This window comes from Mycobacterium sp. pUA109 (assembly GCF_041287095.1).
In the GTDB taxonomy this organism is placed as follows: domain Bacteria; phylum Actinomycetota; class Actinomycetes; order Mycobacteriales; family Mycobacteriaceae; genus Mycobacterium.
In genome coordinates, this window is record NZ_JBGGKS010000015.1 from 56,256 (window position 1) to 69,376 (window position 13,121).

Consider the following 13,121-nt stretch of genomic DNA (forward strand, 5'->3'; position numbering starts at 1 on the left):
CGGATGAAGATTGCGGTAATCGGTTGCGGCGCGATGGGTTCGGTGTATGCCGCCAAACTGGCGGCGGCCGGCAATGAGGTGCTGGCCGTCGACCGGGCGGGCGATCACATCGCGCAGATCGCCGCGCACGGACTGCGGATCAGCGGACCGGGATACGACCAGGTGGTGACGATGCGGGCGGCCACCGCCGCCCCGGCCGAGCCGATGGACCTGGTGGTGTTGGCGGTCAAGGCCGCCGACGTGGCCGCCGGGGCCACCGCAGCCCGGCCGGTGCTGGGGGCGACCACCCCGCTGCTGACCATCCAGAACGGGCTGGGATCGGCCGATGTCGTCGCCGGCATCGTCGGCGGCCACCGGGTGGCGGTGGGCATCGCCAGCGGGTTCGGCGCATCGCGCCGCGCACCCGGGTATGTGCATCACAACGCGATGCGCGCGCTGCGGTTTGGCGCGTACTCGTCGCTGCCGTTCGCGACGGTGACCGCGATCGCTCAGGCGTGGACCGAGGCGGGCTTCGACGCCGCCGCGGTGGCCGACATCGCCGCCATGCAGTGGGAGAAGCTGATCTGCAACGTCGCCTACAGCGCGCCGTGCGCGCTGACCGGGATGACGGTCGGGCAGGTGATGGACGATCCGGACCTGGGGCCGGTCAGCCGCGCCGCCGCGACCGAAGCCTGGGCGGTGGCCCGGGCGTCCGGGATCGCCATCGACGTCACCGACCCGGTCGCGCACGTCCGCGCCTTCGGCGCGCAACTGCCGGAGGCGAAGCCGTCGGCCCTGCTCGATCATGAAGCGCGTCGGGTCAGCGAGATCGACGTCATCAACGGCGCGGTGGTGCGCCAGGCCGCGCGGGTCGGCGAATCGGCGCCGGTCAACACCACGCTCACCGCGCTGGTAAAAGCGGCGGAACGGCGCTGGGAGCTAGCCGGCGGCGGCTGACGGTGCCGGCGCAGCAATGCCGCACGCGGCCGCGAACTGCGTCGGGGACAGGCCGTCGGCGGAGTTCATATCGCAGCGACCGAACGGCGGGCAGCCCTCGGGCAGGCCGCCGCCGTAGCCGGTGCCGTCGGTGTACTGGTGGGCGACCTTGCCCGGGTAGGGCGGGTTGCTGCCGTAGGCGGCGATAATCAGCCGCAGTCCCGCAGGTTTGCTGCGCCACATGGAGTTGAGGTCGTAGAGGTTGCCGTAGCCGATGATCCGGGCCGGAGCGCCCGCGTAGCCGGCTAGGTTCCAATACAGGTCGTTGATCCACGCCGACCCGTCGCCGGCGGGATTGCCGCCGGATTCCACGTCGAGCATCAACGCCACCCGGGGATGCAGTCCGCCGTTGGCGTTGAGCATCGACTGCACGGTGTTGGCGTTGGCCTGCCAGTTCGGTCGCACGTAGGTGTAGACGATCCCGAACGTCAGCCGGCCGCTGTCCAACGCCGTGCGCATCCAGGCGTAGTTGCGGGCGAAGTTGTGGTCCTGATAGGTGCCGTCGCAGACCCGGATGGACAGCACCTGGTAGGGATACGAATCATCCACCGGCACTTGGTATTCGGATACGTCGGCGAACAGTGTATTAACGATACTGTCAAACCTACCCGTTGGCCGGCGGCCGAGCAACCGTACCGGCCGCGTGCGGCGTCGACGCGAGTTGCGCTGTGCTGCAACAGTATTTGCTGGCGCTAGGAGTTATAGCGGGCGGCTAACTTCGCCAGCGTGGCTTCGATCCCGGCGGTGTTTCGCCGCACGAAGCCCAGCCGCTGGTAATACTTGAGCCGGTCTTTGAGCGGTCCGGTGTCGGAGTAGTCGAACGTCTCGGTGACCCGGGTGACCGTCGGGGACACCGCGACGAACTCCCAGCGCCAATGGTGGCCCACCGGGTGGCACCATTCGATCAGCTCATCGGGTTTCACCGCGGTGACCGTGCTGGTGATGCGGTACGGGAACCCGAACATCCGCATCTTGGTGGAGAACCGGGAGCCGGGAGCCAACCGTGCGGGGCCGTCGACGAAGGCGGCGACGGTGCCCGAGCCGTCCAATTCGTGGTGCCGGCGCGGATCGGCGACCGAGGCGAACAGTTCTGCCGCCGGGGCGTGAACCTCGACGCTGCGACTGACCTGCTTGGGGCCGGCGTCCACGGCGGTGACGGTCATGATGGCTACCGGCACTGACCGTACTCCCCACCGGGCAGTGTGGCGAGAGTCGGTAATGCCGGCCGCGCCGGGCATTAGCCTGACGACGTGAGCATCGAGGTGCGACCGGCGCGCAAAGCCGACATCCGTCCGCTGTCCAAGGTGCTGGGTCGCGCCTTTCACGACGACCCGGTGTCGATGTGGCTGCTGCCCAACGAGGGATCCCGCGTCGCGCGGCAGAGCCGGATGTTCGCCGCGCTGACCCGGCACCAGCACTTCGCGGCCGGCGGCGTGCAGGTGGCCTGCGACGGCGCGACCATCGGCGCCGCCGCGCTGTGGGATCCGCCGAACCGGTGGCAGCAGCCGAGACAGGCCGAACTGCGGATGATCCCGGCGCTGATCGGGGCGCTGGGCCCGCGGGCCTGGCCGGGGCGGGTGTTGACCGACCTGATGAAACGGGAACACCCGGAGGAACCGCACTGGTACCTCGCCGTGATCGGCAGCGACACCGCGGTCCGCGGCCGCGGCTTCGGGCAGGCCCTGATGCGGTCGGGGCTCGCCCGCTGCGACGCCGACCACGCCCCGGCGTACCTGGAGTCCAGCAAGGCCGACAACGTGCCGTACTACCAACGCTTCGGCTTCGACGTCACCGGCGAGATCGTGGTGCCCGGCGGCGGCCCGACGCTGTGGAAGATGTGGCGGGCGCCGAGGTGAATCCGACCGTGTATGGGCCCTGGGCGGTGATCGCCGGCGGCTCGGAGGGCGTCGGCGCCGAATTCGCGGCGCTGCTGGCCGCGGCCGGGCTGAACCTGGTTCTAGTTGCGCGCAAACCGCAGCCGCTGGCCGCCACCGCGGAGCGGTGCCGCGGCCACGGCGCGCAGGTGCGCACCCTGGCCCTGGACCTGATCGAGCCCGGCGCGGTGGACCGCATCGTCGCCGCCACCGCCGATCTGGAGGTCGGGCTGCTGATCTACAACGCGGGCGCCAACACGTGCAGCGCGGAGTTCCTCGACGGCGAGCTGGCCGATTTTCGGCGGGTCCTCGACCTCAACATCGGGGTGCAACTCGCGTTGGTGCACCACTTCGCCGGGCCGATGCGCCGACGCCGCCACGGCGGCGTCCTGCTGGTCGGCTCGATGGCCGGCTACCTGGGGTCGGTGCGGCACAGCGTGTACGGCGGGGTGAAGGCCTTCGGCCGGATTTTCGCCGAAAGCCTGTGGCTGGAGCTGCGCGACCACAACGTGCACGTCCTCGAACTCGTGCTCGGGGTCACCCGGACCCCCGCGATGCAGCGGGCCGGACTCAACTTCGACGTGCCGGGGCTGCGGGTCGCCGACCCGCAGCAGGTGGCCCGTGAAGGGTTGCAGCAGCTGCCGCACGGCCCGGTGTTCGTGGCCGGCGGCAACGCCGACGACGCGGCCCGCCGCAACGATCCCGACCGGGCGAAAGTCGTTTTGGGCACCCACCGCTTCATGCAGCGTCTGCTGGGCGCCGAGTAGCTGATGCGGATCGGACTGTCCACCCCGGTGGTGCTGCAGGTGCCCGGCGCGGCGTCGGCCTGGGAACGTGACGCCGACGCCGGCGACCTGGTCCGCATCGCGCAGGTCGCCGACCAGCTGGGCTTCGAGTACCTGACCTGCGCTGAGCACGTCGCGGTCCCGGTCGACGAATCCGCGCAGCGCGGCGCGGCGTACTGGGACCCGTTGGCCACGCTCAGCTTCCTGGCCGCCCGGACCACCCGGATCCGGCTGGCCACCTCGGTGCTGGTGCTGGGCTATCACCATCCGCTGGCAATCGCCAAGCGGTACGGCACGCTGGACCGGCTCAGCGGCGGCCGGCTGATCTTGGGGGTGGGAGTCGGGTCGCTGCGCGCCGAGTTCGACCTGCTCGGAGCGCCTTTCGCCGACCGCGGGGAGCGCGCCGACGACGCGGTGCGGGCGCTGCGCGCGTCGCTGTCGGTGTCCCGCCCGGAGTATCACGGCACCTACTTTCGGTATGGGCCGATGCTGGTGGAGCCGTGCGCGGCGCAGCCCCGGGTGCCGATCTGGGTGGGTGGGCGCACCCGGCGCTCGCTGCGCCGCGCGGTGGAGCTGGCCGACGGCTGGATGCCGTTCGGTCTGCGCGATGACGAACTGGCCCGACTGCTCGCCCAGACCGAGTTGCCGGCCGGTTTCGAGGTGGTGCTCTCGACCGGCCGGGCGATCGACCCCATCGGCGACCCGTCCGGCAGCAGCGACCGGCTGCGCCGGTTGCAGGCCGCGGGCGCCACCGCGATCACCGGTGTGGTCGGCGCCGACTCGGCTGACCACTATTGCGACCAGCTGGCGGCGCTGCGCGAGCTCGCCGCCGACGTGGGGGAGAACGCATGAGTGACGAGCGGCTGGCCGACCTCGAGCGCCGGCTGCAACGCCTGGAAGACGAGCGCGCGATCGCTCAGCTGATCGCCCGCTACGGACCGCTGGTCGATGCCGGCGACGCCGACGCCGCCGCCGGACTGTGGGCCGTCGACGGCAGCTACGACGTCGAGGACCGCCGCATGCAGGGCCGGGATGCGGTGCGGGCCATGGTCGCCTCCGACGCGCACCAGAGCCTGATCGGGCGCGGCAGCGCGCATTTTCTCGGCCCGGCGGTGGTCACCGTCGACGGCGACGACGCGGTCGCGGTGTGCGAATCGGTGCTGTTCGTGCGGCGCGACCACGGATATGCGGCGGCGCGCGCCGCCGCCAACCACTTTCGGCTGCACCGCATCGCGGGGCAGTGGCAGATCGCGGCGCGCACCACCCACGTCCTCGACGGCAGCACCACGGCGCGGAATCTGCTGCGCCTGCCACCGGGTCGGTGACCCGTGTTGTCGTGGGCGTGTCACAACTGCGCACTGGAGCGCAGCGTGGCCCGGAACTGCATCACCCGATACGGCCAGCCCTGCGCGGTGTTCCACTGCGACACCAATAGACCCACCCCGCCGGGGTGGTCCAGGCGCGACCCGGGCAACAGATAGCCGCCGTAGAGCTGGGCGACCCGGCCCTGGCCGTGATCTTCGCTGTCCCAGCCGGTGCCGACGATCGGGAGCTGGACCGGGGCGTCGCGCACCTCGGTGGTGGGGGAGCCCAACACCCGGTAGCCCAATGCGTAGCGTGACGACAGGAAGCCGCCGAGAACCCAGCCGCCGCCGGCCAACCGCCGCAACGTCAACTCACCCCAGGTTTCCCCATCCGGTGTGATCGGGACCGGGTCCCCGCCCCAACGCCACCGGCCGGTGGCGCCGCGGCCGCGCGCCACATACTTCGACGGGTCACCGAGGTCTTGTGGCCGCACCCGGGACAAGACGATGCCCTTATCCCGCTGAAAACCGGTGGAAACCACATACACCCAGCCGTCGTCGGGGTCGTAATCCCATGACCAGCACTGCGCGTGGCCGCGGTGCCGCCGGCCCGGAAACTTCACGCCCAGCGACCGCCAGGAGATGCCGCTGTCGTCGGACCGCCAGATCTCGGTCCACACCACGTTGCCGAATCCCCGGTTGACGATCGCGTGCAGGTACAGCGCATCACCCACCCGCAACAGGTCGGACGGGATCACCGTGCTGATGCCCCGTCGGGCGCGCAGGGCGGCGACGCCGGGGGCGATGTTGTGGTGCTCGTAGTGCCACAACTGGTGGGCATAGTCGGGATCGGGTCCGCCGGCCCGCTGGTAGCGGATCCGGTGTCCGGCGTCGCCGGTGCCGATCAGCACCACCGGAGACCGCCAATCCCCGTGCCCAACGTGGCTGCCGGAGAAGGTGTCGCCGAACACCGACACCAGCGTGCCGTTGGGTGCCTGCACCGACGCGCCCAGGTCGGTGCAGGTCGCCCCCCAGCGGTCGGTGATCCCGGGGCCGGTGATGTCGGCCAGCTTGCCGACGGCGCGTCGGCGCCCGGTGCCGCTCACCGCGACCACGGGGTGAGCGGCCGCGGCCGGTGCTCGCCGTCGACGATGGTGTCCACCCGCTCGTCGAAGAAGGCGATCCGGTCCCGCACCGGTTCGGCCTCCCGCAGCGGCTGCGGGTAGGACCAGGCCAGATCCGGCGGCCCGCCGGGCACCGAGAAATAGGACGCCCGACCCTTGTACGCGCAGTGGGTGACGGTGTCGCTGGGCTGCAGCTCGACCGCAATGTCGTCCCGCGGCAGGTAGAACCGCACCGGCAGCAGCGTCTCAAACAGCAGCAGCGGCCGGCGCGACTCGGCCAGCACCCGGCCGTCCCACTCCACCCGCACCTGCCGACTGCTGGGCAAGATGTCGATCCGGTGGTACGGATCATGCGGGTGGCCCACGATCGGTTCGTCTTCTTCCCGCCACTCGAACGCGGCGAAATCGAGGATGACGTGATCGGCCAGGTCGGGGTCGTCGGCCCGGAAGGCCGCCGCGGTGCGTTGCCGCCCGCCAGTGATGACGTCGAACGCGGATCCGGCGCAGGTGTGCGACGGGCCCGCCGCGGTATGGGCGGGTTCCAGCCGCGCCGCGACGTCCGACACCGGGACCGCGTAGCTGGGCACCACGCGGTCCGGCTCCCACACCAGCAGACCGTCGGTGGTGTCGGCCACCGGCTCGCCGGCGAGGTCCACCCGCAGGCGTTTGTCGGTGCGCTCGTAGCGCAGCGCGCCGCGTGCGCCGCCGAGCAGATCCCGCATCCTGGTGCCCATCGCACCATCATCGCCGCTGCGACGCCGCCGCGGGCACCGACTCGAGGGGTGTAGCTCAACCCGGGAAACGTCTTAGAGGCTGCTGCGCCAGCCGGCCACGCCGATCGCGATCATCCGCAGCTGTTTGATCGCGGTGCGTTTGATGTCGGCGAGCGCCTCGGCGCTTTGGGAATCCTCGATGGCCTCGGCGGTGACGATCATCGCGTTGACGAACAGGGTGGCCAACACGTTGAGGTCTTCGGTGCTCCAGGCGTTGAGGCCTGGGAAGCGGGCCAGGTCGGTGGCGAGTTCGGAGGTGATGAGCCGGATCTCGGTGCGGATGGCGTAGCGCAGCACGGACAGGCCACTGGAGCGTTCCCGCCCGATGAACCGCCAATGCTCCCGCTGTTGATCGACGCTGGCGACCAGGATGTCCACCGACGACTCGATCACCCGATTGGGGTCCAGCCGGCCGGCGCGGGCTTCGCGCAGCATGTCGCGCAGCGCGCGGAACGACTCGTCGATGAGCGCCAGCCCGAGGGCCTCCATCGATTCGAAGTGGCGGTAGAACCCGGCCGGCACGATGCCGACCTCGCGGGTGACCTCCCGCAAGCTCAGCCCGGAAAAGCTGCGGTCGTCGAGCAGTTTGAGGGCCGCGGCGATGATCGCGCGCCGGGTGGCCTCCTTGCGCTCCTCACGGGATTTGCTGTCCCGCGGGCGGCTCCGGCTGGATCGGTGGGGCCGTGAACTAGGAGTACGACTGTTCACTATGTGAACCCTACCACAGAGCTGGAGAAACACTTGACGGCCTGCGGGTTACCGTCCCACAGTGTACACATGTTCACTCAAATTTTGACTCGTTCCGTGGGCCAGCGGGTGCTGGGGTCCGGGCTGGTCAACCTGCTCACCGGGCCGCACGGCGTCGACCGGTACACCGAGCTGGTGGACCCGACGCTGGTGGCCGGTGAGGCGCGCGCCAAGGTCGTCGCCGTGCGCCGGACCACCCCGCGCAGCGTCACCCTGACGCTGGCGCCCAACGCCGCGTTCACCGCGCGCAACCGCCCGCGGGCCGGCCAGCACGTCAACCTCACCGTCGAGATCGACGGCCGCCGGCACACCCGGTGCTACTCGCCGGCCAACGCCGAAGGCGCCGATTACCTGGAGCTGACCGTCGGCCGCCACGAAGGCGGGCTGGTGTCGAACTACCTGTACCGGCGCGCCGAAGTCGGGATGGTGGTCGGCCTCGACGCGGTCGCCGGTGACTTTGTGCTGCCCGCGCCGCGGCCGCGGCGCATCCTGTTCGTCGCCGGCGGCAGCGGCATCACCCCGATCATGGCGATGCTGCGCACCCTGCGCGACCACCGCCACGACGGCGAGCTGGCGGTCATCCACTACACCCGCAGCAAGGCCGAGGCCTGCTATCACGACGAACTGGCGGCACTGCCCGGGGTGCGGGTGCTGCACGGGTACACCCGTTCACTGGGCGACACCGACCTGACCGGTCATTTCGACGCGACCCATTTGCAGGCGGCGCTGCCGGACCCGGACGCCGTCTACGTGTGCGGGCCGCCGGCGCTGGCCGATGCGGTGCGCGCACACTGCGACACCGTCAGCGCGGAGTCCTTCGTGCCGCCGGTGTTCGACGTGCCCGCCGAACCGTCGGGCGGCCGGGTCAGCTTCGCCGACAGCGGCGTCGAGGTCACCGACGACGGCCGGTCGCTGCTGGAGCAGGCCGAGGCCGCCGGACTGAACCCGCAAAGCGGATGCCGGATGGGTATCTGCCACACCTGTACCCGCCGCAAAACCTGCGGTGTGGTGATGAACCTGACCACCGGCGGGGTGTCGACCGCCGACGAGGAAGACGTGCAGATCTGCGTGTCGGTCCCGGTCGGCGACGTCGAACTCGCCCTGTAAGCACGAGGAGCACTCATGTCGCAGCAGAAGATCACCCTGACCCCCGAGCAGCTCGACGAGTTCGGCCGCGAACTGGACGCCATCAAACAGCGCGTGTTCGACGACCTCGGTGAGCGCGACGCGGAGTACATCCGCCGCGTCATCAAGGCGCAACGCGCCCTGGAAGTCGGCGGCCGCGCCCTGCTGTTCGCCAGCATCTTGCCGCCGGCCTGGCTGGCCGGCACGGCGATGCTCGGGCTGTCGAAAATCATCGACAACATGGAGATCGGCCACAACGTCATGCACGGCCAGTACGACTGGATGCGTGACCCGGCGTTGTCCGGCCGCAACTTCGAATGGGACACCGCCTGCCCGGCCGACCAGTGGCGGCACTCGCACAACTACATGCACCACACCTACACCAACATCGTCGGGATGGACCGCGACATCGGCTACGGCATCCTGCGGATGAGCGAGGACCAGCCGTGGGAGCCCTACTACCTGGGCAACCCGCTCTATGCGTTCCTGCTGATGGTGCTGTTCCAGTACGGGGTGGCGGTGCACGAACTGGAGGCCGAGCGGCTGCGCACCGGCGAGATCCGCCTCGCCGACAAGCGCGAGATGCTGCTGGAGACCTGGCGCAAGACCCGTCAGCAGACGTTGAAGGACTACGTCGCGTTTCCGCTGTTGGCCGGCCCGTTCGCGCCGTTGGTGTTCGTCGGCAACATGACCGCCAACCTAATGCGCAACGTGTGGGCGTTCACGATCATCTTCTGCGGCCACTTCCCGGACGGCACCCAGGAGTTCAGTGCCGAGGAGACCCGTAACGAGACCCGCGGCCAGTGGTACTTCCGGCAGATCCTGGGTTCGGCGAACCTGACCGGCGGCAAGCTGTTCCACCTGCTGTCCGGCAACCTGTCGCACCAGATCGAGCACCACCTGTTCCCGGACATGCCGGCGCACCGCTACCCGGAGATCGCCGCCGAGGTGCGCGAGATCTGCGATCGCTACGGCATCCCGTACAACGCCGGCCCGCTGTACAAGCAGTTCGCCACCGTGGTGCGCAAGATCGTGAAACTGGCGTTGCCGTCGAGCAAGCCGGCGGCGAGCACGCCCAGCCCGCAGCCGGTCGCGGCCTAAGGTCCGGTCTCGTCGCGTCGAGATTGCGCTGGCGGTCGTGACTTCGAAATCCACGACCCTCGGCGCAATTTCACCTAGGGCTGAACCAGGATGCGGATCGGGTTGCCCTCACCGCGCTCCAGCTTCTCGATCCCGAGCCGGATGTCCTCGAGCGCGATGACCTCGCTGATCGACCGGGACAGGTCCAGCCGTCCATACGACACCAGCCGGGCCAGGGTCTCGATGTCGACATTCTGGTAGCCCAGGTGGCCCAGCACCTGCTTGCGGGTCAGCCCGAACATCGAGGTGGGCCCGATGGTCGGTGACTGCGCACTCATGCCGACGCCGACCAGCCGGCCGCCATTCGTCACGCAGTCCAAGGCCTGCTCGAATGTCGCCTTCAAACCGACCGCGTCGAACGCCACATCGAGTTTCCGGCCACCGGTGATCTCGGCGATCTTGTCCTTGAGCCGCTCGTCGCGGGAGTCGAAGGCGTAATCGGCGCCGAGTTCGCGGGCCCGGGCGAGGACGGCCGGGTTGATGTCGACGACGACCACCGGGGCGGCGCCGACCAGCCGGGCCAGTTGCACGATGTGGGTGCCCACCCCGCCGGCGCCCCAGACCCCGACCGATTCGCCGACGGCGACCTTGCCGGTGCGGACGACGGCCCCGAACGGCGTCGACACCGCGTCGGCGAGGATCGCGGCCTGCTCCAGCGGGACGTTGTCGGGCACCCGGGTCAGGCCGGCGGCCTGCGCGATCGTGTAGTCGGCCCACGCGCCGTCGTAAGCGAACGCCATCAACTGGACCTGAAGGCAGTTCACCACGTCGCCGCGGCGACAATTCGGGCATTGCTGGCACGGTCGGCCCGCCGCCACCACCACCCGGTCGCCTTCGGCCCAGCCGGTCACCCCGGGGCCGAGCTTGGCGATGGTGCCGGAGGCCTCATGGCCCTGGGTCACCACCGGGGCCTGCGCGGGAAACGTGCCGTTGATCAGGCTCAGATCGGAATGGCAGATCCCGCAGAACGCAACCTTGACCAACACCTCGCCCGGCCCCGGCTCGGGCACTGGAACATCTTCCACCGCAATGGTTTTGGTGTCGGCGTAGAAACGTTCCGCGCGCATGGTGGCGGCCACGGCGGCCGTCACTCGACGCCGACGTCGATCTCGGTGACGGTGCCGTTGAGCTGGTTTCGAGTCGATAGCCGCATCGGGGCCTCCACGTTGTCGGCGGTTTGCGATGAGCGTAGTTCAGCGCCGCCCGCCCAGCAGTGCGATCGAGGCAGCCACGGCGGGGTCGACGATTTCGCGGACATCCTTGCCGTCTTCAACCGCGAGTGCGGTCAGTTCCCGCAGCCCGCCCAGCAGGATCACCGCCAGCGCGGGCGTCAGCGGCGGCACCTTGGCGCGCCGGAACCCGGGGCTGCCGCTGAGCTCAACCAGCAGCGTGGTCAACAGCTGCAACCCCTGGCGCTGGACCGGGCGCCCGGCGGCACCCAGGGAGGGCAGTTCGCGGATCCAACTCAGCGTGATCGCGGGGCGGGACTCGATATTGGCCACATAGGCCCGCACCGCCTGACGGATCTGCTGCTGCCAGTCGGCGTCCGGGTCGACGCTGGCCTGGATGTCGTCGCGCAGCTTGTCGTTGTTGTCCCGCAGCAGCTCGAGGAAGCACTCCTCCTTACCGCCGAACTGGTCGTAGAACGTGCGTTTGGAGGTGCGCGCCGCGCGCACGATGTCGGCGACGGTGGTGGCGCGGTAACCGCGCTCAGCGATGGAAGCGGCCAGGCCGTCGAGCAGTCGCCGCCGAAACGGGTCGGCGCCGGTCAACGCGACGTCATCGACCGCGGCTGTCATCGGCGCCACTCCTCCTCATCGCCAGAAAGCCCCTTGCCAGGCGTTGGTACCACAGAGTACCGTACCGACTAGGCCACGTGGTACGGCGCGGTACCACGACTGTGTTGGGAGTGTCACCGCCATGAGCGAAGCAGTCACCGTCGACAGCCACACCGCGACGACGCCGGCGATCAACGTGCCGCCGGCGCCGCCAATTCCCAAGGCGCTGCAAGGCATCGCGTTCGTCCTGGTGCGACGGTGGGCCGTGGGACAGCTGGCGCGCCGGTACGGCGGCGCCGCCACCCTCACCGTGCCGCTGTTTGGCCGCATCGTGGTCGTCAGCGATCCGCAGCTGGCCAAACAGATCTTCACCTCCAGCCCGGAGGTGCTCGGCAATATTCAGCCCAACCTGAGCCGGTTGTTGGGGTCGGGCTCGGTGTTCGCGCTGGACGGCGACGATCACCGTCGGCGCCGCCGCCTGCTCGCGCCGCCGTTCCACGGCAAGAGCGTCAAGAACTACGAGGCGATCATCGAGGAGGAGACCCTCCGGGAGACCGCCGCTTGGCCCGAGGGTCAAGCGTTCGAGACGCTGGCGCCGATGATGCGCATCACTCTCAACGTGATCCTGCGGGCGGTCTTCGGCGCCGAGGGCGCCGACCTGAACGAGTTGCGCCAGATCATTCCGCCCTGGGTGACGTTGGGTTCGCGGCTGGCGGTGCTGCCGATTCCGACCCGCAACTATGGCCGCTATTCGCCGTGGGGCCGGCTGGCCGAGTGGCGGCGCCGCTACGAAGCCACCGTCGACCGGCTGATCGACGTGGTGCGGGCGGACCCGAACTTCGAGCAGCGCACCGATGTGTTGTCCCTGTTGCTGCGCAGCAGCTACGAGGACGGTTCGGCCATGTCGCGCGGCGATATCGGCGATGAGCTGCTGACGTTCCTGGCCGCCGGCCACGAAACCACCGCCTCCACCCTGGGCTGGGCGTTCGAGCGACTGAGCCGGCATCCCGCGGTGCTCTCGGCGCTGGTCGAAGAGGCCGACGCCGGCGGCAACGAGCTGCGCCAGGCGACGATCTGGGAGGTACAGCGCAACCGGACCGTCATCGACTTCGCCGGCCGGCGTGTCAACGCGCCGGTGTTCGAACTCGGGGACTGGGTGCTGCCGCGGGGTTGTTCGCTCTTCGTCGCCATCTCGCCCATGCACGCCAATGCCGACGCCTTCCCCGATCCGGGTCGGTTCGATCCACAACGGTTCGTGGACGCCAAGCCGTCGACGTTTGCCTGGATTCCGTTCGGTGGCGGAACCCGGCGCTGCCCGGGTGCGGCGTTCGCCAACGTGGAAATGGATGTGGTGCTGCGAACCGTGTTGCGGCACTTCACCATCGAGACCACGTCGGCGCCCGGCGAGAAGTGGCATTCGCGCGGGGTCGCGTTCACCCCGAAAGATGGCGGCCGGATCGTGGTGCACCGGCGCCGCTGAACCCACCGGCGGCCCA

General features: G+C 69.8%; 15 protein-coding genes. 8 read left to right on the forward strand and 7 right to left on the reverse strand.

Features of this window, described 5'->3' with window-relative positions; genetic code table 11:
- Nucleotides 1-3: 3 nt before the first annotated feature.
- Nucleotides 4-936, forward strand: coding sequence for a ketopantoate reductase family protein (locus ACAG26_RS17685; protein ID WP_370484374.1), 933 nt, complete (start codon nt 4-6; stop codon nt 934-936).
- Here the strand turns inward: ACAG26_RS17685 and ACAG26_RS17690 are convergent.
- Both ACAG26_RS17690 and ACAG26_RS17695 read right to left on the reverse strand, forming a co-directional pair.
- A complete protein-coding gene (locus ACAG26_RS17690) occupies nt 919-1,569 on the reverse strand; it encodes a hypothetical protein (protein WP_370484482.1) in 651 nt (216 codons plus the stop codon). The genes ACAG26_RS17685 and ACAG26_RS17690 overlap by 18 nt on opposite strands.
- Before the next feature lie 98 nt (nt 1,570-1,667).
- Nucleotides 1,668-2,138 (reverse strand): SRPBCC family protein, encoded by a 471-nt coding sequence (locus ACAG26_RS17695; protein ID WP_370484483.1) that lies wholly within the window; start codon nt 2,136-2,138, stop codon nt 1,668-1,670.
- 87 nt (nt 2,139-2,225) lie between these two features.
- Between ACAG26_RS17695 and ACAG26_RS17700 the strand changes: the two genes are divergently transcribed.
- Genes ACAG26_RS17700 through ACAG26_RS17715 form a run of 4 tightly spaced genes read left to right on the forward strand, consistent with a single transcriptional unit; the run spans nt 2,226 to nt 4,959 of the window.
- Nucleotides 2,226-2,831 carry a GNAT family N-acetyltransferase gene (locus tag ACAG26_RS17700; RefSeq protein WP_370484375.1) on the forward strand — a complete coding sequence of 202 codons (606 nt, stop codon included), beginning with the start codon at nt 2,226-2,228 and terminating at the stop codon, nt 2,829-2,831.
- Nucleotides 2,832-2,839: 8 nt separating this feature from the next.
- On the forward strand, nt 2,840-3,616 hold the full coding sequence (locus ACAG26_RS17705) for an SDR family NAD(P)-dependent oxidoreductase (protein WP_370484376.1): 777 nt from the start codon (nt 2,840-2,842) through the stop codon (nt 3,614-3,616).
- A 3-nt stretch (nt 3,617-3,619) separates the two neighbouring features.
- A complete protein-coding gene (locus ACAG26_RS17710) occupies nt 3,620-4,486 on the forward strand; it encodes an LLM class F420-dependent oxidoreductase (RefSeq protein ID WP_370484377.1) in 867 nt (288 codons plus the stop codon).
- Nucleotides 4,483-4,959: a nuclear transport factor 2 family protein gene (locus tag ACAG26_RS17715; protein ID WP_370484378.1), complete on the forward strand. Its 477-nt coding sequence runs from the start codon at nt 4,483-4,485 to the stop codon at nt 4,957-4,959. The genes ACAG26_RS17710 and ACAG26_RS17715 overlap by 4 nt, the downstream gene beginning before the upstream one ends.
- A 20-nt stretch (nt 4,960-4,979) precedes the next feature.
- Here the strand turns inward: ACAG26_RS17715 and ACAG26_RS17720 are convergent, their stop codons facing one another.
- From ACAG26_RS17720 to ACAG26_RS17730, 3 genes are all read right to left on the reverse strand, one after another.
- A complete protein-coding gene (locus ACAG26_RS17720; RefSeq protein ID WP_370484379.1) occupies nt 4,980-6,053 on the reverse strand; it encodes a DUF4185 domain-containing protein in 1,074 nt (357 codons plus the stop codon).
- Nucleotides 6,041-6,796, reverse strand: coding sequence for a DUF427 domain-containing protein (locus ACAG26_RS17725; RefSeq protein ID WP_370484380.1), 756 nt, complete (start codon nt 6,794-6,796; stop codon nt 6,041-6,043). The genes ACAG26_RS17720 and ACAG26_RS17725 overlap by 13 nt, the downstream gene beginning before the upstream one ends.
- Before the next feature lie 72 nt (nt 6,797-6,868).
- Nucleotides 6,869-7,543, reverse strand: coding sequence for a TetR family transcriptional regulator (locus ACAG26_RS17730; protein WP_370484381.1), 675 nt, complete (start codon nt 7,541-7,543; stop codon nt 6,869-6,871).
- Between the two features lie 69 nt (nt 7,544-7,612).
- Here ACAG26_RS17730 and ACAG26_RS17735 point away from each other — a divergent pair, with 69 nt between their 5' ends.
- Complete coding sequence (locus ACAG26_RS17735) at nt 7,613-8,689, forward strand: ferredoxin reductase (RefSeq protein WP_370484382.1); 1,077 nt, start codon at nt 7,613-7,615, stop codon at nt 8,687-8,689.
- A gap of 15 nt (nt 8,690-8,704) precedes the next feature.
- Nucleotides 8,705-9,808 (forward strand): fatty acid desaturase, encoded by a 1,104-nt coding sequence (locus tag ACAG26_RS17740; RefSeq protein ID WP_370484383.1) that lies wholly within the window; start codon nt 8,705-8,707, stop codon nt 9,806-9,808.
- Nucleotides 9,809-9,882: 74 nt separating this feature from the next.
- Here ACAG26_RS17740 and ACAG26_RS17745 read toward each other — a convergent pair whose 3' ends face one another.
- Together ACAG26_RS17745 and ACAG26_RS17750 are read right to left on the reverse strand one after the other, a co-directional pair.
- A complete protein-coding gene (locus ACAG26_RS17745) occupies nt 9,883-10,926 on the reverse strand; it encodes a zinc-binding dehydrogenase (RefSeq protein WP_370484484.1) in 1,044 nt (347 codons plus the stop codon).
- 114 nt (nt 10,927-11,040) lie between these two features.
- Nucleotides 11,041-11,646, reverse strand: a complete 606-nt coding sequence (locus ACAG26_RS17750; protein ID WP_370484384.1) for a TetR/AcrR family transcriptional regulator — start codon at nt 11,644-11,646, stop codon at nt 11,041-11,043.
- A gap of 121 nt (nt 11,647-11,767) precedes the next feature.
- On the opposite strand from ACAG26_RS17750, the gene ACAG26_RS17755 reads away from it, so the two are divergent.
- Nucleotides 11,768-13,105, forward strand: a complete 1,338-nt coding sequence (locus ACAG26_RS17755) for a cytochrome P450 (RefSeq protein ID WP_370484385.1) — start codon at nt 11,768-11,770, stop codon at nt 13,103-13,105.
- Nucleotides 13,106-13,121: the final 16 nt, after the last annotated feature.